The sequence below is a fragment of the Micromonospora sp. S4605 genome, from assembly GCF_003176715.1.
Taxonomy (GTDB): domain Bacteria; phylum Actinomycetota; class Actinomycetes; order Mycobacteriales; family Micromonosporaceae; genus Micromonospora; species Micromonospora echinaurantiaca.
The window spans coordinates 1-24,014 of sequence record NZ_QGSW01000299.1; the positions used below are offsets into that span (position 1 = coordinate 1).

Genomic DNA, 24,014 nt, shown 5'->3' on the forward strand with positions numbered 1-24,014 from the left:
GGGACCGCCGCCGAACCGCCCACCGAGGCCCGGCCACCGGTGGCGCCGCGCGGCCCCACCGAGGCCCGGCCGGCCGGGGCCGCACCCTCCGCGGCCGACCAACCGTTCCCCCGCGGTTCACCACCGCGGCCGTACGCGTCGTCCGCCCGTCCCGGGTCGCCGTTCTGGCCCGGGAGCTGGGCCCGCCCACGCGAAGAACTGGGATCGCCGTACGAGTTCATTCCTCACACCCTGCCGGTCGCGGTGGGGCGCGGATGCGCCGCCACCGGGTTGCCGTGAGTTGAGACACCCGCCACGGCGGCACACGCGTGCCGACCAGCCGGTGTCAGTTCCGGATCAATCGGGCCATTCGGACCAAGGAGCTGTCGGTCGCCCCAGCACTCCTGCCCGGGATCAACCGATCCAGCTGGGATCACCGTTGCGCCTCTCGCCTCCGTCGAGTGGCCGGCGCGGCGGCCGCGGCGTTGCCGCCGCCCACCACGTCCTGGTCCGGCCCGCCCTCGGTGCCGCCGGTCAGCCCGTCCCGCCCGAGCAGGAACTGCTCGACGAGATGGTTCCAGTCACAGCCGAGGCACACCTCCACCACGAAAACCTGGAACTCACGCAGCGTCATCGCCAGCACGGGCAGTTCCGCCAGGGTGCGGGCCTGGCCGGCGGACTGCTTGAGTTCGTCCCCGTAAATGTAGTGGACGTGGATCAGGTTCTCGCTCCGGCAGATCGGGCACCGCTCGTCGGTCGGCTCGCCGTGGAACCGAGCAGCGTTCTTCAGGTACGGCGAGGCGTCGCAGACGTCGTAGGTGCCGACCCGCCCGGCGAGGAGCTCACGCAGCACCGCTCGCTTCTGGAGCGAGTAGTCGACGACCTGGCGCTGCGTACGCATGCGGAGAAGGGTACGCGGTCTCGCCTGACGAGGCGACCGTGGTGACCATGCGTGACGGCAGGAACTCGGATTGGGGGTTTGCCCTGACCGCGGTGAACCGCTAGCGTGCGATGTATCGGTCCGATACATCGCGGCGGTTAGCACTCCCCGCACAGGGTAAGGGAAGGGTGGTCCGTGCTCGAGCTCGCCATCCTCGGCCTGTTGCAGGAGTCTCCGATGCACGGCTACGAGCTGCGCAAGGAGTTGACCGCGAAGCTCGGGGCCATCCGGGCGGCGATCAGCTACGGCTCGCTCTACCCGACCCTGCGGCGGCTCCAGGCGGCGGGCTGGATCGCCGAGGCCGCCGAGACACCCGCCACCGCCGAGGAGGTTCCCGCGCTGACCAGCCGACGAGGTCGGGTGGTCTACAAAATCACCGCGGAGGGCAAGGAACGCTTCGCCCAACTCATCGCGCAGGCCGGGCCCGAGACGTACGACGACACGGGCTTCGGTGTGCACTTCGCGTTCTTCGCCCGGACCGACCAGGCGACCCGACTGCGCATCCTGGAGGGTCGCCGGCGAAAGATCGAGGAACGTCGCGAAGGGCTTCGTGACGTGCTCGGCCGGGCGGCCGAGCGCCTCGACGCGTACACCCTGGAACTGCAGCGCCACGGGCTGGAGGCCTGTGAGCGCGAGGTTCGCTGGCTGGAGGAGCTCATCGCCAACGAGCGCTCCGGCCGTGCCCCGACGGTCCCGCAGCCCGGGACGGCCGGCGGCCGACGAGAAGACACCAGCCCGCCTCCGCCTGGAGAGTCCAGGAAAGAGCGGCCGTGATGAAGAAGAAGGAGGCAGACGCTATGGGCTCCGTCCGCGTCGCCATCGTCGGTGTGGGGAACTGCGCCTCGTCCCTGGTACAGGGCGTGGAGTACTACCGGAACGCCGACCCGAACGACCGCGTCCCGGGTCTCATGCACGTCACCTTCGGCGACTACCACGTTTCGGACGTGCAGTTCGTCGCGGCGTTCGACGTGGACGCCAAGAAGGTGGGCATGGACCTCGCCGAGGCGATCGTCGCCAGCGAGAACAACACCATCAAGCTCTGCGACGTGCCGCCGACCGGCGTCACCGTGCAGCGCGGCCCGACCTTCGACGGTCTCGGGCAGTACTACCGCGAGATCATCGAGGAGTCGGACGTCGAGCCGGTCGACGTGGCCAAGGCGCTGCGTGACGCCCAGGTCGACGTCGTCGTCTCCTACCTGCCGGTCGGCTCCGAGCAGGCCGACAAGTTCTACGCCCAGGCCGCGATCGACGCCGGCTGCGCGTTCGTGAACGCCCTGCCGGTCTTCATCGCCTCCGACCCGGAGTGGGCGAAGAAGTTCGAAGACGCGGGCCTGCCGATCGTCGGTGACGACATCAAGAGCCAGGTCGGCGCCACCATCGTGCACCGGGCCCTGGCCAAGCTCTTCGAGGACCGCGGCGTCGAGCTGCTGCGCACGTACCAGCTCAACTTCGGCGGCAACATGGACTTCATGAACATGCTGGAGCGCAACCGCCTGGTCTCGAAGAAGATCTCGAAGACCCAGTCGGTGACCTCCCAGATCCCGCACGAGATGAGCAAGAGCGACGTGCACATCGGCCCGTCCGACCACGTGCCGTGGCTGGACGACCGCAAGTGGGCGTACATCCGGCTGGAGGGCCGATCGTTCGGTGACACCCCGCTCAACGCCGAGCTCAAGCTCGAGGTGTGGGACTCGCCGAACTCGGCCGGCGTCATCATCGACGCGGTCCGGGCCGCGAAGATCGCGCTGGACCGGAAGATCGGCGGCCCGATCCTGTCGGCCTCGTCGTACTTCATGAAGTCCCCCCCGGTGCAGTACGCCGACCACGACGCGCACGCCGCCGTCGAGTCCTTCATCAAGGGCGAGGTCGAGCGCTGACGCGCTGACCAGCAGCACAGCCGAGGGCCGGGTCCGCAAGGACCCGGCCCTCGGCTGTGTCTGCTCTCCGACGTCGTCACCGCTCCCAGGCGGGAACCCCGGATCCGGCACTCATCGAATCTCCGCGGGTCGGCAGGGTGGACGCGGGGTTGACCTGACCGACCCCGACGACGGCGGCGGTGAGATCCACGATCAGGTGGGTGGTGCGGTTGGTGTAGACGCTGATCGCGTCGCTGACCTGGTCGCTCGCCGCCCGGACTCCGCAGACGAAGGAGTTCGAGAGCACCTGGCCGGGCGCGTAGTTGATCGTCGAGAAGTTCGTCGGCCGGGCGGTTCCGGACGGGTAGACCTGCGCGAAGCCGTCCTGGCCGGGCTGCACCACGGTCACGGTGCCGAAGACCGCTTCCGCGACGTAGAGATGGTCGGTCAGCCGGATGGTGATCGACTTGCCGGCGAGGACGCGACCGCTGGCGTCGAGGTAGCCCTGCTCGATGACCAGCCCCCGGGACTCGGCGTACCGGGTGTCGAGCACCCGCTGCGGCTGCAACGGCACGATCCGGTTGCTGTTGGCGGTGGTGTGGATGATGTGCCGTACGTTGTCCTGGCTGCCCGATCGGGTGGCCAGCCAGAGGTTGCCGTCGACGGCCATGCTGATCGACCCCGCCTCGGCGAGGTGTGAGAGGTCGGTGCCGCTCGGCTTGATCCGCAGGGCCGGCTCGGCCCAGAGCCTGCCGTCGGTCCCGGGCCAGACCCTGTCGTGCTCCAGCCGCAGCACCGCCTGCACGCCGGTGTTTCGCAGGGTGGTGGCTTCCGCGGCCACGTTCAGCTGCCCCTGGAGCACCGGCTCGCCCGAGGCGGCCGCGGCCGGCCCGGCGGTCGCGGCGCCCACTGTCGCGGTTCCGGCCAACCCGGCGGCCACGGTGCCGGCCCGGCGCAGCAGCCGGCGTCGGTCGACGGGCTTGTCACGGTGATCATTCATGTGAATCCCCCATGGATGGTGACAACAGCCCGCCGATCATTCCAGACTGATCGACCGCCGTGCATCGCCCGAAGGGCGGGTGTTCAGGACCATGCCTGGCGCAGCGCCACCCCGGCCTCCAGCTCCAACAACCGCACCTTGCGGGGCAACCCCCCGCCGAAGCCGACCAGCTTGCCGCCGGCGCCGACGATCCGGTGGCAGGGCACGATGACCGGGATCGGGTTGCGGTTGCAGGCCACCCCGACCGCCCGGGCAGCGCCGGGGTCGCCCACCCGCCGGGCCACCTCGCCGTAGGTCGACGTCTGCCCGTACGGGATGCGGGTCATCTCCCGCCACACCGCCCGCTCGAAGTCGGAACCCCGGGGCGCCGACACCGGCAGGCCGAACTCGGTCAGCTCGCCGGCGAAGTAGGCGCGCAGCTCGGCGACGGCGCGGCGGGAGATCTCGTCGCCCGCCTCGTCGGCGGCGCCGGCGACCCGGCCGAAGTGCGCACCGCGGACGCTGTCGTCGTCGGTGGCCACGGAGAACTCCCCGATCGGCGAGTCGAGCACTGTCCAACGCATCCACCCATTGTCGTCCACCGGTCCGACAGGCCACGGCGGCCGGCGGCCGGTGACGGTCGCCACCGGATCGGGGACGGCGGCGACCAGGGACGGGGTCGAGAATCAGGCCATGAGCGTGATCGGCGGAGGCCCCTGGTCGATCCCACCCACCACGCGGCCGCCCAGGCCGCACACCGTCACGGCCGCCAGCGCGCTGCTCACCCTGGCCGGCGTGGTTCAGTTGGCCGTGCTGCCCCTGACCTACTGGCACCAGGAGTTCTACTACGACGCGGAGAAGTCGTTCGATCCCACCAGCGGGGTGGCATTCGCGGCATTCGGTGTCGTCGGGCAGCTCGCGGCCGACCTGGTCACCGCCCTGCTCGCGGTGACCTTCCTGGTGCTGGCCGGCTTCACCGCCGTCGGCGTGAACGGTGCCCGGATCGCCTCCTGGGCCTGCGGGCCGTTCCTCGTCTGCTGCGCCACCGTCGGGATCCTCCGTACGCCCCGGCCGCTCTCCCTCATCTACTCTCCGGACGACCTGGACCGGATCGGCGAGCTGGCGCGGGAGCGGATGCCCGACTGGCTGGAGCCGCTGCTGGTGGTGTTGGGCGCTGGCGCACCACTGGCAATGCTGGTCGCGCTGCTCCTGCTCGCCCTCCCTCCGGCGAACGCCTTCTTCCGGCGGCCTGTTTCGGTCGCGCCGGGCTGGCACCTGCGGGCGGGCGACTGGGTTCCGGGGCCGCCCGCCCAGGGCTGACGCCGGCTCGCCCCGGGCTGACGCCGGCTCGGGCTCCGGCCGGCGCTCAGAGCAGGGTGACGCCGAGCAGCAGCGCCCCGGCGACCAGGCAGACCCCGCCGGCCACGGTGAGCCAGATCAACTTGTTGGGCCGGGTGTCCTGCGGCCGGACCACCGAGAGGAAGAAGCCGAGCGGCATCAGGATCGGCGCCGCGACCAGCAGCGACCGGATCAGCGTGCGGGTGCCGTCGGACGCGTCGGCCTGGTCGACGTAGGGCAGCACGGCGAGCGCGAAGAGCACCAGCACCCCGGCGTGGGCGTGCCCGGCGGTCCACAGACCCCGGCGGACCGGGTTGTCCAGGTAGCCGGCCTTGCGCCGGGCCAGGTGGGTGAGCAGGGTGAGGCCGCCGTACGCGACCGCGACCACGGTGATCAGCAGGATGCCGGCGGTGGTGCGGGTTGCCTCGGACATGGGACACCTCCGTCTTGTCATTGTCAAGATTGGCCGATCACCGCAATCTTGTCAACAGCTAGATGCGTTGACGGACGGAACGCCGCGACCCGACGGAACGTTGCGCGGGATCGATACCGTGCGGATCGTGGCGACGGGGACCCTGCTCTTCCTCATCATCGGCGGCATCGGCGTCGGAGTGCTGGCGCTCGCCCTGCTCGGCGCCGAGCTGCTCCACTTCGGTCAACCCGAGCTGGACGGTCCGGTGTCGATCGAGGCGGTCGCCGGGTTCACCGGGGCGCTCGGCTTCGGCGCCGCGATCGTCAACGAACTGGTCGGCGGGGGCACCACCGGCGCCATCGCGGTGGCGGTGGCCGGCGGGCTCCTCGCGGCCGTGCCCACCGCGTGGGTGGCGGCCCGGCTCGGCCGGGCGGCCCGCGACATGCCGACCGACGCCACCCCCAACCGCCACCACCTGGTCGGCGCGCTCGGCCTGGTGGTCACCCCGGTGCCCGTCGACGGCTACGGCGAGGTCCGGGTACGCGTGGCCGGCCAGCCGGTCAAGCTCAACGCCCGGGCCGACCGGCCGATCCCGGTCGGCGCCCAGATCTTCGTGGTCGAGGCGCTGAGCGAGACCAGCGTGCACGTCGAGACCTACTGAACCCCCTCATAAAGAAACGGGACGGTCACATGCCCCTTCTCATCGCCATCGGCGGCGCGGTCCTCCTCGTCCTCGTGCTCATCCTCTTCGTGCTCTCCCGGATCAAGGTCGCCGGGCCGAACGAGGCCTTCATCGTCACCGGCCGCAAGGGCCGCACCACGCAGACCGCCGACGGCGGCCGGTCGACCGACATGTCCGGGCAGAAGGTCGTGCTCGGCGCCTCGGTCTTCGTCCTGCCGGTGGTGCAGAAGCTGCAGTCGCTCGACCTGTCCAGCCGGCGGATCGACGTCGGCATCAAGGGCGCGGTGAGCAAGCAGGGCATCCGTACCGAGCTGCACGGGGTCGCGATCGTCAAGGTCGGCGGCACCGAGGACGCCATCCGTGCGGCCGCCCAGCGCTTCCTGCACCAGCAGGACGAGATCGAGGACTTCACCCGGGAGGTGCTCGCCGGCGCGCTGCGGTCGATCGTCGGCCGGCTCACCGTCGAGGAGGTCATCCGGGACCGGGCGGCGTTCGCCAGCGCGGTGGCCGAGGAGGCCGAGCACTCGATGACCAACCAGGGCCTGGTGCTGGACACCTTCCAGCTTCAGGACATCCTGGCCGAGGGCTCCTACCTGCAGGACCTGGGCCGGCCGGAGGCGGCCCGGGTGCTCAAGGACGCGGCCATCGCGGAGGCCCGGGCGCGGCAGCAGGCGGAGCAGGAGCGGCTGCTCGCCGAGGAGGCGATCGCCGAGGCCAACCGGAACCTGGCGCTCAAGCAGGCCGCCATCCAGGCGGAGATCGACGCGGCCAAGGCGAAGTCCGCCGCCGCCGGTCCGCTCGCCCAGGCCGAGCGGGACCAGGCGATCCTCTCCGAGCAGCAGAAGGTGGCCGAGCGCAACGCCGAGCTGAAGCAGCGCCAGCTGGACACCGAGGTGCGCAAGCCGGCGGACGCCGCCCGGTACAAGGTCGAGCAGGAGGCCGAGGCGGCCCGCAACGCCGCGGTGCTGAACGCCGACGCGCAGCGGCAGGCGGTCATTGCCGCCGCCCAGGCCGCCGCCGAGCAGGCCCGGCTCACCGGTGAGGGCGAGCGGGCCCGGCGGGCCGCGCTGGCCGAGGCGAACGCGATCGAAGGCGCCAAGGAGGGCGAGGCCGAGCAGCGGCGGCGCTCCGCGATCGCCGAGGCGGTCGAGCGGGAGGGCCAGGCCGAGGCCGCGGCCATCCTGGCCAAGGGGCAGGCGGAGGCGGACGCGATGGCCCGCAAGGCCGAGGCGTTCGCGGCGTACGGCGAGGCGGCCGTGCTGGACCTGCTGGTCAAGGTGCTGCCGGAGGTGGTCGGCGCGGCCAGCGCCCCGATCGGCGCGATCGACAAGATGACCGTCATCTCCACCGACGGGGCGTCCTCGCTGACCAAGTCGGTGGCCGGCAACGTGGCGCAGGGGCTCCAGCTCGGCAGCGACCTGACCGGCATCGACCTGGCCGGCCTGCTCGCGAAGCTCGGCTCGGCGTCGTCGGCCGGCAACGGCAAGCCGGCGGTGGACGGCACCGCGGTCGAGGCGAGGTAGCGCCGACCGTACGGCGAAGGGCGCCGCTCCCGGTACCGGGGGCGGCGCCCTTCGCGTCGGTTCAGTCGCGCAGGCCCTCGTCGCGGGCCCAGCGCAGCAGCTCGGCCTCGGCCGTCTCCCGGTCCAGCGGGCCGCGCTCCAGGCGCAGGTCCTTCAGGTGCTTCCAGGCGCGTCCGACCACCGGGCCCGGCGGTACGCCGAGCAACTCCATGATCGCGTTGCCGTCCAGATCAGGGCGGACCCGGGCCAGGTCCTCCTCGGCGGCGATCCGGGCGATCCGCTCCTCCAGCGCGTCGTAGTCGGCGGCGAGCTGGGCGGCCTTGCGCCGGTTACGCGTGGTGCAGTCCGACCGGGTGAGCTTGTGCAGCCGCGGCAGCAGGTCCCCGGCGTCGGCGACGTACCGGCGCACCGCCGAGTCGGTCCACTCGCCCCGGCCGTAGCCGTAGAACCGCAGGTGCAGCGCGACCAGCGCGGTCACCTGGGCGGTGACGTCCTTCGGGTAGCGCAGCGCCTTCATCCGCGCCTTGGTGAGCCGGGCGCCGACCACCTCGTGGTGGTGGAAGCTCACCCGGCCGTCCGGGCCGACCGCCTTGGTCGCCGGCTTGCCGATGTCGTGCATCAGCGCGGCCATCCGCAACACGAAGTCGCAGCCGTCCTCCTCGTACGAGACGGCGTTGCTCACCACGGTGAGGGTGTGCTCGTAGACGTCCTTGTGCTGGGCGTGCTCGTCGATCTCCAGCTTCAGCCCGGTCAGCTCCGGCAGGAACCGGTCGGCCAACCCGGTGTCGACCAGCAGCCGCAGCCCGGTCACCGGGTCGGCGCCGCAGAGCAGCTTGGTGAACTCGTCGCGGATCCGCTCGGCGGTGATCCGGTCCAGGTCGGCGGCCATCCGGGCCATCGCCGCGTGCACGTCGGGGTGCACCGCGAACCGCAGCTGGGCCGCGAACCGGGCGGCCCGGAGCATCCGCAGCGGGTCGTCCCGGAACGACTCCTGCGGCGACGCCGGGGTGCGGATCACCTTGGCCGCCAGATCGGCCAGCCCGCCGTGCGGGTCGGTGAACCGGTGCTCGGGCAGGCTGACCGCCATCGCGTTGATGGTGAAGTCCCGCCGCTTCAGGTCCTCGGTCAGGTCCGTGCCGTAGGTGACCACCGGGTTCCGGGTGACCTGGTCGTACGCCTCGGCGCGGAAGGTGGTGATCTCCAGTCGCAGCCCGCCGCGCTGGGCGCCGATGGTGCCGAACTCGCGGCCGGTCTCCCAGATCGACTCGGCCCAGCCCCGGACGATGCGCAGCGTCTGGTCGGGCAGCGCGTCGGTGCAGAAGTCGAGATCCTCGCCGAGCCGGCCGAGCAGGGCGTCCCGCACCGAACCGCCCACCAGGTGCAACTCGTGACCGGCCTGCGCGAACCGGCGGCCGAGCTCGTCGGCGACCGGCGAGACCCGGAGCAGTTCGGCGACGGCGTTGCGCTGCGCGGCGGTGAGTTCGCGGCGGTCGGCGGCACGGGGAGCGGAGGCTTCGGACATGGGATCGCCAGCCTATCGGTCCCGGTGCGGATGTCCTCCGCCGGGCGCGGGTAGCGGGTGCGCGTTGACTATCGTCATGCTCGTGCGGGCCGGTGCCGGCTCCGAATACCCCTTGGAGGCGAGAAGATGAGCGGCGGGCTCTACCGCAGCGCGAACGCCACGGGTGACGGCGGCGGTCGGCCTCCGGCGGACGGCGCCACCTTCATCTCGGCGGAGCCGCTCAACCAGCCGGCGTTGGAGTCGACCGCCCCGCCGCCGGAGCAGGTGGCCGAGGGCAGCGCCGCAACCAACAGCGCGGTGATGGCGATCGGCAGCCTGGTCAGCCGGGGTACCGGATTCCTGCGCACGCTGGCGCTGACCGCCGCGCTGGGTGGCGCGCTGGTCGGTGACGCGTACACCACCGCGCAGATCCTGCCCGGGATGGTCTACGAGTTCCTGCTCGGCGGCATCCTCACCAGCGTGCTGATCCCGGTGCTGGTGCGCCGGCGCAAGGCCGACGCCGACGGCGGTCAGGCGTACGCCCAGCGGCTGCTCACCCTCGCGGTGGTCACCCTGGCCGCGGCCGCGCTGCTCGCGGTGGTGGCCGCGCCGCTGCTCACCGCGCTGTACACCAGCGACAACCGCGGCGACGACTACCGCGAGCTGGTCACCTATCTGTCCTACCTGATGCTGCCGATGATCTTCTTCACCGGCCTCAGCGCGCTGATCAGCGCGGTGCTGAACACCCGGGGGCACTTCGCCGCCCCGATGTGGGCGCCGATCCTGAACAACATCGTGGTGATCGCCACCGCCGGGCTCTACATCGCGATCTTCGGTGCCGAGATCATCCGGCCGGAGCAGATGACCACCGGGCGGATCCTGCTGATCGCCGGCGGCACGCTGCTCGGCGTGGCGATCCAGGCCGCCGGCCTGCTGCCGGCGCTGCGCAAGGTGGGCTTCCGGTGGCGGTTCCGGTTCGACTTCCGGGCCCTGGGGCTGGCCGAGCTGGGTCGCCTCGGCGCCTGGATGTTCTGCTACGTCGCGGTCAGCCAGATCGGCCTGATCGTGCTCTTCAACCTGCTGAACCGGGCGGGTGACGGGGACGCCGGCGCGCTGATCTACAACAACGTCTTCCTGCTGCTGATGATGGCGCACGGCATCATCGCGGTCTCGATCATCACCGCGCTGATGCCCCGGATGAGCGCGGCCGCCGCCGACGGCCGGTACGCCGACCTCGCCGCCGACCTGTCCCGGGGCACCCGCACCGTCTCGGCGGTGCTCGCCCCGATCGCCGTCTGCTACGCGGTGCTGGCCACGCCGCTGTCGGTGACGCTGTTCCGCTACGGCGCGTTCAGCGACGACAACGCCGCCGACACCTCGCTGGTGCTGCTGCTGGCCGCGCTGGCGCTGGTGCCGTTCGCGATCAGCCAGCTGTTCACCTTCGCCTTCTACGCGCTCCCCGACACCCGCACCCCGGCGCTGATCAACATTCCGGTGGTGGCGCTGCGGATCGGCGTCCAGATCATCCTCTTCGCCGCCTTCGCCGCCCACTTCGCGGCCGCCGGGATGATGATCGGCAACGCGGTCTCCTACCTGGCCGCGGCGATCGCCTCCGCCTGGCTGCTCCGGCCCCGGGTCGGCCGGATCGGGCTCGGCGCGATCATGCGTACGCTGGCCCGGGTCGCGGTCGCCGCGCTCGGTGCGGCCCTGGTCGGCCTGCTGGTGGTCGCCCTGCTGCCCGGCGACGACACGCCGAGCCGTGCGCAGGCGCTGGCCCAGTTGGTGATCGGCGGCGCGGTGATCGGCGGGACCTATCTCGGCCTGGCCATGGCACTGCGGATCGGGGAGATCACCGAGGTGGTCGGGATGGTCCGGCGCCGGCTGGGCCGCTGAGCCACCCTCCGGCCCTACCCGTCGGTACGGTGCGTGACGGTGGATCACCAGCCTGGGGATGCGCCTGTGGATAACTCCGCGATTCCCCGCTCAGTCACCGGATCGGGCTGTGGATAACCAGCCGGACGGTTGAGTATGGTGCCCCGATCGTGGGGGAACCCCGGGACGTCGGCGTGGTCGCGACACCCGGTCCGGCCCCTGCGTCGAGCCCTTGCGGTCTACCTCTAGATTGGCTAGTACATGTGCCAGCAACGTGGTTGACAACGGTCGTAACCGGACGAGCTTGTCTACTCCCGAAACCCTCGTCGGGTCCGGCGGGAAGATGACATGTCGGGGAGACGGCCCAGCCGGGTAAGGTCGCTCTCGACGGGTACGGCAGGCACCGGCGCTCGCGTCGACCCCGGTCGGCCGGCCCCTGAAAGACAGAGCGGGAAGCCACATGCCCAGCAGCGCGGGTCCATCGATCGACACGATCACCGAGGGAGGACGGGTGACCCAGGTCGGCGAGGGTCAGGACGCGGACGAGAGCGCTCCTCCGGTCATGACCTTCGGTGCTCCCACGGCCGGTGAGATCCTCGCCGAGCGTTACGAACTGGTCGAGCACATCAACAACGACAGCGCGGGCCGGCTGGTCTGGCGCGGGGTCGACGTCGTACTGCGCCGTCCCGTCGCGGTGGTGCTGCGCTACCCGGGTGGCGACTCCGCCACCGAGATGCTTCAGGCCGCCGTCGCGGCGAGCCGGGTCATCCACCCCAACCTGGTCGGTGTCTACGACGCGATCGACGAGGGCGAGCGGGCGTACGTGGTCCGCGAGTGGGTCGACGGTCGGTCGCTGCGCGAACTGGCCGCCGACGGCCCGCTCGACGGGGCCCGGGCCACCACCATCGGCAACGCCGTCGCCAGTGCGCTCGCCGCCGTGCACGCCACCGACATGGTGCACGGCAACGTCCACCCCGGCACGGTGATGATCAGCGACGACGGCCGGGTGGTGCTGGCCGACGCGCGTACCGACGGCGACGACAGCCAGGAGAGCGACATCCGGGCGGTCGGCGGCATCCTCTACTTCGCGCTGACCGGGCACTGGCCGCACGCCGAGGCCCCGCTGCGCGGCGCCACCGCCGGCCACGGGCGGGCCGCCATCCCCGACGCCGTCCGGGACGCAACCGGCGCGCTGGCCGCTCCCCGGCAGGTCCGGGCCGGCGTGCCGGCGTACCTCGACGACCTGACCATGGACCTGCTCGACGCCGAGGTCGCGCCGCCGTCCTCGGACGTGCTGGCGGCCGAACTGGCCCGGCTCGACGTGCCCGCCGACGACCACTACCTGGACAACAGCGGTCCGCTGCGCTTCGCCGCGGACACCGGTGACGAGCCGTCGCCGCTGGCCGCCGCCGGTGGTCGTAAGGTGGCCATCGGCATCGCCGGCCTGCTCGCCGTCGCCCTGGTCGGCCTGCTGATCGGCATCAGCGCGCTGGGCGGCGACGACAAGGACCCACAGACCAACCCGGTCGCCCAGCCCACCTCCAGCGCCCCGGCCGACGACGCGAGTCCGGCTCCCGCCGTGGGTCCGCTCAAGATCAGCAAGGCCCAGATCATCGACCCGGACGGTGACCGGACCGAGGTCAAGGACGCCGACAAGGTGTTCGACGGTGACGAGGACGAGGGCTGGGAGACGCAGACGTACCGGCGGGCCGCCAACTTCGGCAACCTCAAGAAGGGCATGGGGGTCTGGATCGACCTCGGCTCCGAGCGCAGCGTGAAGTCGGTGCAGGTCCTGCTCTCCGCCCAGGGCGCCTCCGCGCAGCTCTTTTACGGCGCCACCGAGCACCCGTCGACCAAGTCGGGCGACGCCCAACTCGTCGCCGAATACCAGCAGAAGCCGGTCGGCCGGGCGTTCGAGGAGCACGACGGCACCACCATGACCTTCACCGGCTTCAACGCCGAGCAGAAGTACCGCTACCTGCTCTTCTGGATCACCGAGCTGCCGGACAGCGACGGCGGGTACAAGGTCGGCGTGCAGGAGATCAAGGTCCAGGGTTCGTGACTCACTCGTCGCACCCCGGGCATCGCCTCCGCCGGACGCGATGATGACCGGGCACGACGAGCGGTCGGACGGGTCGGCGGGCACCACGGGTGGCCCGCCGCTCGCGTCGTCACCGGCCGAGGCCAGCGACCTGGACCTGCTGCACGCCCACGTGGCCGGTGACCGGGACGCCTTCGCCGAGCTGTTCCGCCGGCACCGTGACCGGCTCTGGGCGGTGGCCCTGCGTACCCTCGGCGATCGGGAGGAGGCCGCGGACGCCCTGCAGGACGCGCTGCTCTCGGCGCACCGCGCCGCGGCCCGCTTCCGCGGTGACTCGGCCGTCACCACCTGGCTGCACCGGATCGTGGTCAACGCCTGCCTGGACCGGATCCGGCGCCGGCAGGCCCATCCGACCGTGCCGCTGCCGGACGGGGTGCGCGACCGGGAGTCCGGGTCGGCCACCGGCGGCGTCGAGCCGGCCGCGCCGGCGCCGGACCACGACACCGCGCTGGTCGTCCGCGACGCCCTCGCCGCGCTGCCGGTCGAGCAACGGGCGGCGCTGGTCCTGGTCGACGTGCAGGGCTACCCGGTGGCCGAGGTCGCCCGGATGCTCGGAGTGGCCGAGGGGACGGTGAAGAGCCGGTGCGCCCGGGGCCGGGCGCGCCTGGCCACGATGCTCGGTCACCTCCGGCCGCGACCCGCCGCCCAGCCCGGACCGCTGGCGGGCGGGCCGGAGCCGGACGTGCCGGGTGTCACCCTCGGGAACCCCCGGGCTCCCGAGGGCGTCGGATCGGGGTCGGGACGGTCCCGGCGGGATGCCAACCAGGAGGACGCGTGAGCGCCGGGGGCTTCAGCGAGGTCGACCACGACCTGCTCGCCGACTACGTCGGCGGGGCGCTGGACGGCACCCCCGAGGAGGCCACCGTCGCCCGGCTGGTCGCCGAGGACCCGGCCTGGTCCGAGGCGTACGCGCTGCTGGCCGCCGCGGTGGCCGGTGTCCGCGCCGACCTGGCCGGCTGGGGCGGGTCGCCGGAGCCGATGCCGCCGGCGGTGACCGACCGGATCCTGGCCGCCCTCGCCGCAGAGCCGATCGTCGACTCGGCCGGGGCGACCCGGGCACACACCGACGAGAACCCCGACGACGACCCCACCGGAACCGGCCCGGCCGACGACGCGGCCGATCCGGGCGTACCCGCCGGGGGCGGAGCCGTCGTCGTGCCGGCGCAGCCGGTGGGCGGCTCCGGACGGCGGCCGGCCGGCGTACCTCGCTCGGAACCGGGACGTGGCGCGGCGACCGGCCCGGGCCGGCGGCGGCGCCGGTTCACCCGGCTCGCCGGTCCGGTCGCGGTGGCCGCGGTGTCGATCGCCGCGGTCGGGCTGGGGGTGAACCAGCTCGGCGGCGGCCGGGCGGAGGACGGCGCGGCCGGAACGGCGCTGAGCGACAGCGCCGGCCGGGCCACCCCGGAGGTGGCCGGTCCGGCGGCGGCCGGCGCCACCACCGCGCCGCTGCGCAGCGGGACGGACTACACCCCGCAGACGCTCGGCGGTGCCCTGTCGACGATGAAGGCCCTGCCGTTCGGCAGCGGCGCACCGGCCGGCGTGGACGCGGAGGGCGGGCGGATGGCCGCCCCGGGCAACCTCGACCGGCTCGGCGACCAGGCCGCGCTGGCCACCTGCCTGGGTGACATCGGCACCGAGCACGGGTCGGGGCCGCTGGTGGTCGAGCTGGTCGACTACGCCCGGTTCCTGGGGCAGCCGGCGCTGGTGGTGCGCTTCACCGACGGTTCCGGTGCCCGGTGGGCCTGGGTGAGCGGACCCGAGTGCGGTGTCCCCGGATCTGGCGCGGACACCCGGTACCGCACGCGGGTAGGGTGAAATCGCGGCCACCGGGCGTTTGACCGTCCACGTGACCTGACCCACCGGATGACCGGCTCGGGAATCCCCGGTTCGTACGATGACGTTCTGGAAGTCAGCTGCCGGCACCCCCGAGGCGTCGGCACTCGGATCGGCATCGGTGCGCGTGCCGATGGCGAACACACACAATCGGGAGACGGCAGTGGACGAGGTCCGCAACCTGATCATCATCGGCTCCGGGCCGGCCGGCTACACGGCGGCGGTCTACGCCGCACGCGCCAACCTCAAGCCGCTGGTCATCGAGGGCGTGCAGTCCGGCGGCGCGCTGATGACCACCACCGAGGTGGAGAACTTCCCCGGCTTCGCCGACGGCATCCTCGGTCCGGAACTCATGGACAACATGCGCAAGCAGGCCGAGCGGTTCGGCGCCGAGTTCCTCACCGACGACGTCACCCGGGTCGAGCTGGTGGACACCGGCGACGTCGGCTCCGGGGCGACCAGCACGGTCTGGGTCGGCGAGACGGCCTACCGCGCCCGCGCGGTCATCCTCTCCACCGGCTCCGCCTGGCGTCCGCTGGGCGTACCGGGTGAGCAGGAGTACCTCGGCCACGGTGTCTCGTCCTGCGCCACCTGCGACGGCTTCTTCTTCCGCAACCAGAACATCGTGGTGGTCGGCGGCGGCGACTCGGCGATGGAGGAGGCCAGCTTCCTCACCCGGTTCGCCGACTCGGTGACCATCATCCACCGCCGGGACTCGTTCCGGGCCAGCAAGATCATGGCCGACCGGGCGATGAGCAACGAGAAGATCAAGGTCGAGTGGAACACCGTGGTCGAGGAGATCCTCGGCGCCGACGGCAAGGTCTCCGGCGTGCGGCTGCGCAACGTGCACACCGGTGAGACGAAGGTGCTCGACGTCACCGGCGTCTTCGTGGCGATCGGCCACGACCCGCGCAGCGAGCTCTTCCGGGGGCAGGTGGAACTCGACGCCGAGGGGTACGTGAAGGTCGAGGCGCCCAGCACCCGCACCAGCGTGCCCGGTGTCTTCGCCGCCGGCGACCTGGTCGACCACACCTACCGGCAGGCGATCACCGCCGCCGGCACCGGCTGTGCGGCCGCCTTGGACGCCGAGCGCTTCATCGCCACGCTGCAGGGCTGAACAACCAGATACACATCCCGGAGGAGGGTCATAGATGGGTGCAACCAAGTCGGTCACCGACGCGAGCTTCGCGGCCGACGTGCTGAAGTCCGACAAGCCGGTGCTGGTGGACTTCTGGGCCGAGTGGTGCGGGCCGTGCCGCAAGGTCTCGCCGCTGCTGGAGGAGATCGCCGGCGAGATGGGTGACCAGGTCACCATCGTCAAGCTCAACATCGACGAGAACCCGGAGACCGCCCGGACCTACCGGGTGATGTCGGTGCCGACCCTCACCGTGTTCAAGAACGGCGAGCCGGTGCAGTCGATCGCCGGGGCCAAGCCGAAGGGCGAACTGGTCAAGCTGATCGAATCCGCGCTCTGAGCAGCATAAACACCACTTTTCCGACCCCGCGCCCGGCTGATGCCGGGCGCGGGGTTCGTCTTTTCCGGACGGCCGTACCTCGGCCTCGGAGAACGCATAACCTCAAGCCGGGGCCCGGTGGCCGGCGCCCCGGCAACCCGTCAACGAGGCGAGCACCTCCGTCGCCAGTCGCGTCCGGTGACCGCGGGGCCCGGCCAGCCAGCATCCGCGCAGAGGGGGTCGTGCGTGCGTCCCATCCGACCCGGAGACCGTGGACCCGCGGTGACGGAGATCCGTACGGTGCTCTCCGGCCTCGACCTGCTCAGCCCGTCGCCCGGGCCGGGCGACGAGTTCGACCCCCAGACCGAACGGGCCGTGCGGGCCTTCCAGCAGTCCCGTGGGCTCAGCGTGGACGGTCGGGTGGGTGCGGAGACCTGGCGGGCCCTGGACGCGGCCCGCTGGCGGCTCGGCGCCCGCACCCTCTACCACGCGGTACCCGATCCGCTCACCGGCGAGGACGTCCGGTCGCTCCAGGAACGGCTGCTGGAGATGGGCTACGACGTGGGGCGCGCGGACGCCATCTACGGCATCCGGACCGCCCGGGTGGTCGCCCAGTTCCAGCGGGAGGTCGGGCTGACCCCGGACGGCTCGTGCGGCCCGCACACCATGAACGCGCTACGCCGGCTGGGCCGCAAGGTGGTCGGCGGCCGGCCGCAGTGGCTGCGGGAGTCGGACGCGATCCGGCAGTCCGGGCCGACGCTGGTCGGCAAGACGGTGGTGATCGACCCGGGGCACGGTGGCACCGACCCGGGCGTGGTGGTGCTGGACGGGCCGCTGCGCTGGACCGAGGCGGACCTGGTGCACGACCTGGCCAGCCGGCTGGAGGGGCGGCTCGCCGCGTCCGGCGTCCGGGTGCAGTTGACCCGCGGCCCGTCGCCGCGTACCTGCCTGCCCGACGTCGACCGGGCCCAACTGGCCAATTCGCTCGGCGCCGACGTGTTCATCTCGCTGCACACCGACGGGCACGCCAACCCGGCCGCCGAGGGGGTGGCCACCTACCACTACGGCACCAACAACGGCGTGACGTCGGCGACCGGGGAGCGGCTGGCCGGGCTGGTGCAGCGGGAGATCGTGGCGCGCACCGGGCTGCGGGACTGCCGTACCCACGCCAAGGCGTGGGACCTGCTGCGGCTGACCCGGATGCCGGCGGTCCGGGTCGAGGTCGGCTACCTCACCTCGCCGGCCGACCGGGCCCGGCTGGTGGATCCCCGGTTCCGGGACCGGGTGGTCGAGGCGATCGTGGCCGGGGTGCAGCGGATGTACTTCCCGATCGAGCGGGACGTGCCGACCGGCTCGATCGACGTGAGCGAGCTGCGGGCGGTGGTGGCCGCCGGCACGGTGGTGGACTGACCCGGGCGCTGGTCTGTCGGCCTTGGTCAGCGGGCCGGTGGTCAGCCGGCGATCGAGGAGCGGGTGGCCGGGGCCGGCCGGACCGGCCGCAGCAGGGTCTCCGGGCTCATCGAGCCGAGCAGCTTCTCCAGCGCGTACTCGACGTCGGACTTCCAGCTCAGCGCGGTCCGCAGCTCCAGCCGGAGCCGCGGGAAGCGCGGATGCGGACGGACCGTCTTGAAGCCCACCGAAAGGAAGAAATCGGCAGGAGCCAGGCAGCCACCGGCCGGATCGTCGGCGTCGCCGAACTTGGCGTCGCCGAACGCCTCGATCGCCTTGATCCCGCGCTTGGTGAGATCCCGCGCCACGCCCTGGACCAGCATCCGACCCAGCCCGCCGCCGGCGAAGGCGGGGACCACGTTGGCCGTCATCAGCAGCGCGGCGTCGGCCGAGACCGGCGAGGTGGGGAAGGCCATCGAGCGGGGCACGTAGGCGGGCGGGGCGTACATGACGAAGCCGGCCGGCATGCCGTCGACGTAGACCAGCTTGCCGCAGGAACCCCACTCCAGCAGCGTCTGGGAGACCCAGGCCTCCTTCTCCAGACCCGGGTCGCCGGCCGCGCAGGCCCGGTCCGCGGAGACCGGATCGAGCTCCCAGAAGACGCACTGCCGGCAGGGGCGGGGCAGGTCCTCCAGCGTGTCCAGGGTCAGACTGACCAGACGTCGCGACATTGGCGCATCCCCACACTCAGGCTCGGTGGTGAACCGGCACGGAACGACCCCGCCGCCTTCCTGCCCCCGACCAGCGATCGTACGCCGCGAACGGACGTCAGGGGAGAGGACGCGCGAAACCCCACTCCCGGGTGACCGCCCACCAGGTCCGGCATGTGGAAGCCCGGCCCCGGGGCGACGCCATCCGGGCGCGAGCCGACTACGATCGACAGTCGGCGTCCCCTGTCGCCCATGGTCGCCGGTGTCCGGGGTACCCGGGACGAAAGCCACCCGAGCAGCCATCGAGGTGATGTCATGACCGGCACGACACTCGACGACTACACCGACCGGTACGCCCGGCGGGTCCGGGGCATGACCGCCTCCGAGATCCGCGCGCTCTTCGCGGTGGCCAGCCGGCCGGAGGTGGTCTCGCTCGCCGGTGGCGCCCCCTACATCGCGGCACTGCCGCTGGACGCGGTCGGCGAGATGCTCGGCCGGCTCGGCGCCGAGCACGGCACCACCACCCTCCAGTACGGCATCGGGCAGGGCACCCCGGAGCTGCGCGAGCGGATCTGCGAGGTGATGGCGCTCTCCGGCATCGACGCGGCCTGCGGCGCCTCCCCGGAGGACGTGGTGGTCACCGTCGGCGGTCAGCAGGCGCTCGACCTGGTGGCCCGGCTCTTCCTCGACCCGGGTGACGTGGTGCTCGCCGAGGGGCCGACCTACGTCGGCGCGCTCGGGGTGTTCCAGGCCGCCCAGGCCCAGGTCGTGCACGTGCCGATGGACGACGACGGGCTGATCCCGGAGGCACTCGAGGTGGCCATCGCCGAGCAGGCGCGCGCCGGTCGCCGGGTGAAGTTCCTCTACACCATCCCGACCTACCAGAACCCGACCGGCGTCACGCTGACCGAGGAACGGCGGGAGCGGGTGCTCGACATCTGCGAGCGCGCCGGCCTGCTCGTGGTCGAGGACGACCCGTACGGCCAGTTGGGGTTCGAGGGCGAGGCGCCGGCGCCGCTGCGCGCGCGTCGGCGCGACGGCGTCTTCTACCTGAGCACGTTCTCCAAGACCTTCGCGCCCGGGCTGCGGGTGGGCTGGATCCTCGCGCCGCACGCGGTCCGCGACAAGCTGGTGATCGCCAGCGAGGCGCAGATCCTCTGCCCCAGCGGCTACGCCCAGGCGGCCGTCACCACGTACCTGTCGACCATGCCCTGGCGGGAGCAGCTCAAGGTCTATCGGGAGGTCTACCGGGAGCGGCGGGACGCGATGCTCACCGCGCTGGCGGACCTGATGCCGGAGGGCACCACCTGGACCAACCCGGGGGGCGGCCTGTTCGTCTGGGCCACGCTGCCGGACGGGCTGGACTCGAAGGCGATGATGCCGCGGGCCATCGCCGCCCGGGTGGCGTACGTGCCCGGCACCGGCTTCTACGCCGACGGCACCGGCAGCGGCAACATGCGGCTCAACTTCTCCTTCCCGTCCCCGGAGCGGATCCGGGAGGGCGTGCGCCGGCTGGCCGGCGTGATGGAGCAGGACATCGCGATGCGGAAGGTCTTCGGCGCCGTGGGCCGGCCGGGCGTGCGGCGCGGGCAGGCCGGTTCGGACACGCCGGGACCAGACTTGGCATGATTTCGGCATGAGCGCCACCGCTGCCGAACAGCCCGTCGTACCCCCCGTCACCGCCGACCTGCACGTGCTGGTGCTCGCGGGCGGCCTCTCCTACGAGCGGGACGTCTCGCTGCGCTCCGGCCGGCGGGTGCTCGACGCGCTGCGCGCCGTGGGCGTGGAGGCCGAGCTACGCGACGCCGACGTGGCCCTGTTGCCGGCGCTGGCCGCCGACCCGCCGGACGCCGTGGTGATCGCCCTGCACGGCGCCACCGGCGAGGACGGCTCGCTGCGCGGGGTGCTCGACCTCTGCGGCGTCCCGTACGTCGGCTGCGACGCCCGCGCCTCCCGGCTCGCCTGGGACAAGCCGTCGGCGAAGGCGGTGCTCCGCGAGGCCGGGATCCCCACCCCGGACTGGGTCGCGCTGCCGCACGACCGGTTCTCCGAGCTGGGTGCGGTGGCGGTGCTCGACCGGATCGTGGACCGGCTGGGCCTGCCGCTCATGGTCAAGCCCGCGCAGGGCGGCTCCGGCCTGGGCGCCGCGGTGGTCCGGGACGCCACGGCCCTTCCGGCCGCGATGGTCGGCTGCTTCGCGTACGACTCCACGGCGCTGGTCGAACGGTACGTTCCCGGCATGGACGTGGCGGTCTCCGTGGTCGACCTGGGTGACGGCCCGCGCGCCCTGCCGGCCGTGGAGATCGTGCCGCGCAACGGGGTGTACGACTACGCCGCCCGGTACACGGCCGGCCGCACCACCTGGCACACCCCCGCCCGACTCGACGCGGCGGTGGCCGACACGGTGGCCGAGGTGGCGCTCGCCGCGCATGCCGCACTGGGGCTGCGCGACCTGAGTCGGGTCGACCTGATCGTGGACGCGGACGGCCGGCCACACGTGCTGGAGGTCAACGTCTCCCCGGGGATGACGGAGACCTCCCTGCTGCCGCTCGCCGTGCAGGCCGCCGGGCTGGACTTCGGCCGGGTGCTCGGCTCCCTGGTGACCCGGGCCGCGACCCGCGCCTGAGCCAGCCTGCCCGGGCCGCTCCGACGGGGTCGCCGCTCGACGTCCCGTGGGGTGTACCAGTGCGGCCGGTGGCCGGTACCGCGGCCGCGCATGCCGCCGTTCCAGGCCGGCGGGCTCGGCTGCGGGTGCACGCCACCTAGTTGTCCGTCGAGCGGCTCTTGCCGATGCCCGACCGCGCGGCGGCACCGTGGGTCTCGGTGGGCTGGGCGCCCTCGTCGTCGTTGGCGGGCCCTGCTGAGGCAACGCCCTGCCGGGTTCCGGCGGGCTCGTCGGCTGCCGCGGCGCCGGTGGTCGCGTCTTCCGGAGCCGGGTCGGCGTCGCTGCCGGTTGCCGGTTCCGGGATCTCCGCCGCCGCCTCGATCACCGAAGCGGGCTCGTCGTCCGAACGCTCGCCGGTCACCGGAGGGGCTTCGGTGAGGCTGGACGGCGCCTGCCACTGGATGCGCGGAGGTTCGGCCAGCGGCCGGCCCCCGAACTCGGCGAGCCAGGCGGCCACCAGGGCGAGATTCTCCCGCCACTGGGCCTCGGAGATCGGCGGCAGGATCGAGTCCCAGAGCGGCAGGAAGGTGCCGCGCAACTGGAGCCGGCCGTGCGGGCGGGCCAGGAACCACATGTGCAGGTGAGCGGAGCCGTCGCCCCACCGGTTGACGTGCACCCGGGCGACGCCGTCCAGCGACCGGATCGCGCGCTCCAGCCGTACGGTCATCACGCCGAGTTCGGCGGCGAGCAGGTTGGGCAGGTCGCCGAGATCGAGGTGCGAGCGGGATTCGAGGATCAGCACCATCGGCAGCCCGGTGGGGCGGTCCATGGCGCGTACCCGCCACCGCTCACCTACCCAGATGTATGCCTCGTCGGGGGCGGCACAGGCCGTGCATTCCCGGAGCCCTTCGCCCTTGCGGGGCGGTTCGACCGGGACCGGATCGTCGAGTTGCTTGATCCGGAGGTCGCCCTCGAAGGGGAAGGACGGCCACTGGGTGAAGTCCGGAACTGAGGGAGGGGTGTCCTGCACGACGCTGACCCTAACCGAGTCCGGCACCGCTGTCCCTACCTGAATCAGCGGCCGTTTCCGCCCGGTCGCCCGGCCCGACGTCGATCGTCGGTATGGCCGACCGTGGCCCGATCACCGGTTATCCACAGGTCGCCGAGACGCCGAACACACGCCGTCATCCACAGGCACACCCCTTGTTCCACACGGGGTTTCACGTGAAACGGGGCTGCCTGTGGAAAACCGGTGTGGATAACTTTTGGCGTGCCCGCAGGGGTGGTGCCGCATTGGCGCTATGGGGTGGCGCGGCCGGGCGGGTTCGGGTGGTGGGGTTCAGCTGGCGACTGTCGCGCGGCTCGATCGGCGCTCGGTCGGGCTCGATCGGCGCTCGGTCGGTGACCGTCGAGGCCGGGGACGCGGCGGTCCTTCGGTCACGCGCACCACCCGCGCATCAGCCCGGAGGATGGACGGCTGAGCGTCGATCCCGGACCGGCCGGACCGCGGGCGGGCGGCGAGTGGGCGCCGTTGCGGCGGAGCGAGTTCTCGAAGTCGGTGCGAGCTTTCCGGCGTTGAGCTTTCCGGCGTTGAGCTTTCCGGCGTTGAGCTTTCCGGCGTTGAGCTTGCCGGCGTTGAGCTTTCCGGCGTTGGCGTACGACGGCACCGGCGATAGCGCCAGCTGCCGGCGACGTAGCGCCGAAGGGCTAGGTGCCCATCCGGGCGCTGTCGAGCTGCCCGCATAAACGGGGCACCGGCGTGCCGGCCCCGTCCCGCTTCCCCGCCGGGGCAGCGACATCCGACCCGAGTCGCGGCGTCCCAGCCGGCCGGCACCGCAGCGCCGGTACGCAGCGGGCAGCGGGCAGCGGGCAGCGGGCAGCGGGCAGCGGGCAGCGGGATGATGCTCGGGTGTCAGTGCGGGCCGACACAACCCTCGCTGTCTCCCGTCGAGTGCCCGCTCGTTTCACGTGAAACCAGCGGACTCCCTCGGGCCACGACGGATCGTGCGAGTCGCCGACGGCCTGAGACCGAGCGCGCTGCCGATCACGATGGCCCGCAGCTGCCACGTGAGTCCGCACGGATGGTCAGCCGCAGTCTCGTCGTACCAGCGGCACCGCCTGGCCGGCGAACGCTCGACTGCTGCGCTCCCGAAGTCAGCTGCCCCGTCCAAACACGGTCCGGCCGCCTCTGTCAGCTCGGCGGCGGCAACCAGCGCCAGCCCTCCCCGGGCTGCGGTCGCGGAGGCGTGGCCCGCGGCTTCTCGCCGGGCTGGCGTTCTCCGCCGTCGCGCGGGCTGGCCGTTGGAGGGCGCCCCGACTTCGAACGGGCCGCTGAAAGCGGGCCGCCGGAACGGGCGGCTGAAATGGGCCGCGGGACGAGCCGCCGGGACGAGCCCTCGAACCGGGGGTCGCCGGGACGGGCCGCAGACAACGCGCCCCCGAATCGGGCCGCTGAAACGAGGCGCTGATTTCAAGACGTCACGCTGTCCCACCGACCGGCTCGATGGATGTCTCACTCTGGTTCGCCGGCGTTGTCCGGGCCGGCCGAAGCGAGGCCGGCGACCCTGGCGGCGGGTCCGGTCAGGACGACCGGTGGCGTGGGCAGGGCCAGGCGACTGTCGTGGGCGGCGGGCGGCCCGAGCCGGGCCGCCACCCTGCCGGCTCGGACGTTGTGGCTCAGCCGCACCCGACCCCTTGTTTCACGTGAAACGGCGGCGCGAGCCAGATCATGGGCTGAGCCGGCAGCCTGCCGGTCGTCCGGTCCCTCCACGCTCCACCCGAGGACCACCTCGACAGCAGCCGGTCGCACCAGAGCGCGTCGACGGCCGGGCGGGCCGGGC

At 72.5% G+C, this 24,014-nt stretch carries 22 protein-coding genes and 2 pseudogenes; 15 read left to right on the top strand and 9 right to left on the bottom strand.

What is annotated here, in order from left to right; translation table 11 throughout:
- Both DLJ47_RS37130 and DLJ47_RS26855 read right to left on the bottom strand, forming a co-directional pair.
- On the bottom strand, positions 1-221 hold a 221-nt coding region (locus tag DLJ47_RS37130; RefSeq protein WP_146228204.1), incomplete at its 3' end, for a hypothetical protein.
- A gap of 191 nt (positions 222-412) precedes the next feature.
- Positions 413-880, bottom strand: coding sequence for a DUF5318 domain-containing protein (locus DLJ47_RS26855; protein ID WP_109903987.1), 468 nt, complete (start codon positions 878-880; stop codon positions 413-415).
- A gap of 174 nt (positions 881-1,054) precedes the next feature.
- Here DLJ47_RS26855 and DLJ47_RS26860 point away from each other — a divergent pair, with 174 nt between their 5' ends.
- The gene (locus DLJ47_RS26860) at positions 1,055-1,693 is read left to right on the top strand and encodes a PadR family transcriptional regulator (RefSeq protein WP_088996671.1); all 639 of its coding nucleotides are present in this window, start codon (positions 1,055-1,057) and stop codon (positions 1,691-1,693) included.
- Positions 1,694-1,716: 23 nt separating this feature from the next.
- Complete coding sequence (locus DLJ47_RS26865; protein ID WP_109903989.1) at positions 1,717-2,796, top strand: inositol-3-phosphate synthase; 1,080 nt, start codon at positions 1,717-1,719, stop codon at positions 2,794-2,796.
- Between the two features lie 76 nt (positions 2,797-2,872).
- Here the strand turns inward: DLJ47_RS26865 and DLJ47_RS26870 are convergent, their stop codons facing one another.
- Positions 2,873-3,775: a hypothetical protein gene (locus DLJ47_RS26870; protein ID WP_109903991.1), complete on the bottom strand. Its 903-nt coding sequence runs from the start codon at positions 3,773-3,775 to the stop codon at positions 2,873-2,875.
- Between the two features lie 83 nt (positions 3,776-3,858).
- Entirely contained in the window at positions 3,859-4,338 is a 480-nt protein-coding gene (locus DLJ47_RS26875; RefSeq protein ID WP_109904021.1) for a methylated-DNA--[protein]-cysteine S-methyltransferase, read from the bottom strand.
- 109 nt (positions 4,339-4,447) lie between these two features.
- Here DLJ47_RS26875 and DLJ47_RS26880 point away from each other — a divergent pair, with 109 nt between their 5' ends.
- Positions 4,448-5,074: a hypothetical protein gene (locus tag DLJ47_RS26880; RefSeq protein WP_146228205.1), complete on the top strand. Its 627-nt coding sequence runs from the start codon at positions 4,448-4,450 to the stop codon at positions 5,072-5,074.
- 46 nt (positions 5,075-5,120) lie between these two features.
- On the opposite strand, the gene DLJ47_RS26885 is transcribed toward DLJ47_RS26880, so the two are convergent.
- The gene (locus tag DLJ47_RS26885) at positions 5,121-5,525 is read right to left on the bottom strand and encodes a hypothetical protein (RefSeq protein WP_088996676.1); all 405 of its coding nucleotides are present in this window, start codon (positions 5,523-5,525) and stop codon (positions 5,121-5,123) included.
- Positions 5,526-5,643: 118 nt separating this feature from the next.
- Here DLJ47_RS26885 and DLJ47_RS26890 point away from each other — a divergent pair, with 118 nt between their 5' ends.
- Positions 5,644-6,165, top strand: coding sequence for a hypothetical protein (locus tag DLJ47_RS26890; RefSeq protein ID WP_233258035.1), 522 nt, complete (start codon positions 5,644-5,646; stop codon positions 6,163-6,165).
- 29 nt (positions 6,166-6,194) lie between these two features.
- Positions 6,195-7,709, top strand: a complete 1,515-nt coding sequence (locus tag DLJ47_RS26895; RefSeq protein WP_109903997.1) for a flotillin family protein — start codon at positions 6,195-6,197, stop codon at positions 7,707-7,709.
- Positions 7,710-7,770: 61 nt separating this feature from the next.
- On the opposite strand, the gene DLJ47_RS26900 is transcribed toward DLJ47_RS26895, so the two are convergent.
- Positions 7,771-9,231: a CCA tRNA nucleotidyltransferase gene (locus DLJ47_RS26900; RefSeq protein WP_109903999.1), complete on the bottom strand. Its 1,461-nt coding sequence runs from the start codon at positions 9,229-9,231 to the stop codon at positions 7,771-7,773.
- Between the two features lie 126 nt (positions 9,232-9,357).
- Here DLJ47_RS26900 and murJ point away from each other — a divergent pair, with 126 nt between their 5' ends.
- The 7 genes from murJ to DLJ47_RS26935 all read left to right on the top strand — a co-directional run bounded on the left by murJ (position 9,358) and on the right by DLJ47_RS26935 (position 17,880).
- Complete coding sequence (gene murJ / locus DLJ47_RS26905; RefSeq protein ID WP_109904001.1) at positions 9,358-11,103, top strand: murein biosynthesis integral membrane protein MurJ; 1,746 nt, start codon at positions 9,358-9,360, stop codon at positions 11,101-11,103.
- Positions 11,104-11,542: 439 nt separating this feature from the next.
- Positions 11,543-13,144 carry a protein kinase family protein gene (locus DLJ47_RS26910; RefSeq protein ID WP_109904003.1) on the top strand — a complete coding sequence of 534 codons (1,602 nt, stop codon included), beginning with the start codon at positions 11,543-11,545 and terminating at the stop codon, positions 13,142-13,144.
- Between the two features lie 43 nt (positions 13,145-13,187).
- Positions 13,188-13,961: an RNA polymerase sigma factor SigM gene (gene sigM, locus DLJ47_RS26915; protein WP_109904023.1), complete on the top strand. Its 774-nt coding sequence runs from the start codon at positions 13,188-13,190 to the stop codon at positions 13,959-13,961.
- Positions 13,958-14,998, top strand: a complete 1,041-nt coding sequence (locus tag DLJ47_RS26920; protein ID WP_109904005.1) for a hypothetical protein — start codon at positions 13,958-13,960, stop codon at positions 14,996-14,998. Before sigM ends, DLJ47_RS26920 begins: the two co-directional genes overlap by 4 nt.
- Before the next feature lie 181 nt (positions 14,999-15,179).
- Positions 15,180-16,133 (top strand): thioredoxin-disulfide reductase, encoded by a 954-nt coding sequence (gene trxB / locus DLJ47_RS26925; protein ID WP_109904007.1) that lies wholly within the window; start codon positions 15,180-15,182, stop codon positions 16,131-16,133.
- Between the two features lie 34 nt (positions 16,134-16,167).
- Entirely contained in the window at positions 16,168-16,491 is a 324-nt protein-coding gene (gene trxA / locus DLJ47_RS26930; RefSeq protein WP_088996685.1) for a thioredoxin, read from the top strand.
- 225 nt (positions 16,492-16,716) lie between these two features.
- A complete protein-coding gene (locus tag DLJ47_RS26935; protein WP_109904009.1) occupies positions 16,717-17,880 on the top strand; it encodes an N-acetylmuramoyl-L-alanine amidase in 1,164 nt (387 codons plus the stop codon).
- A 41-nt stretch (positions 17,881-17,921) separates the two neighbouring features.
- Here DLJ47_RS26935 and DLJ47_RS26940 read toward each other — a convergent pair whose 3' ends face one another.
- On the bottom strand, positions 17,922-18,590 hold the full coding sequence (locus DLJ47_RS26940; RefSeq protein WP_109904011.1) for a GNAT family N-acetyltransferase: 669 nt from the start codon (positions 18,588-18,590) through the stop codon (positions 17,922-17,924).
- Between the two features lie 294 nt (positions 18,591-18,884).
- On the opposite strand from DLJ47_RS26940, the gene DLJ47_RS26945 reads away from it, so the two are divergent.
- Together DLJ47_RS26945 and DLJ47_RS26950 are read left to right on the top strand one after the other, a co-directional pair.
- Positions 18,885-20,198: an aminotransferase-like domain-containing protein gene (locus tag DLJ47_RS26945; protein WP_109904013.1), complete on the top strand. Its 1,314-nt coding sequence runs from the start codon at positions 18,885-18,887 to the stop codon at positions 20,196-20,198.
- 7 nt (positions 20,199-20,205) lie between these two features.
- Complete coding sequence (locus tag DLJ47_RS26950) at positions 20,206-21,195, top strand: D-alanine--D-alanine ligase family protein (RefSeq protein ID WP_109904015.1); 990 nt, start codon at positions 20,206-20,208, stop codon at positions 21,193-21,195.
- A gap of 136 nt (positions 21,196-21,331) precedes the next feature.
- Here DLJ47_RS26950 and DLJ47_RS26955 read toward each other — a convergent pair whose 3' ends face one another.
- Complete coding sequence (locus tag DLJ47_RS26955; protein ID WP_109904017.1) at positions 21,332-22,204, bottom strand: hypothetical protein; 873 nt, start codon at positions 22,202-22,204, stop codon at positions 21,332-21,334.
- A 457-nt stretch (positions 22,205-22,661) separates the two neighbouring features.
- Here DLJ47_RS26955 and DLJ47_RS37930 point away from each other — a divergent pair.
- Positions 22,662-22,811 (top strand): annotated as a pseudogene (locus DLJ47_RS37930) (hypothetical protein); the annotation flags it as partial.
- On the opposite strand, the pseudogene DLJ47_RS37935 reads toward DLJ47_RS37930, so the two are convergent.
- Positions 22,755-22,973, bottom strand: a pseudogene (locus DLJ47_RS37935) (hypothetical protein); the annotation flags it as partial. The pseudogenes DLJ47_RS37930 and DLJ47_RS37935 sit on opposite strands and share 57 nt — an antisense overlap.
- Positions 22,974-24,014: the final 1,041 nt, after the last annotated feature.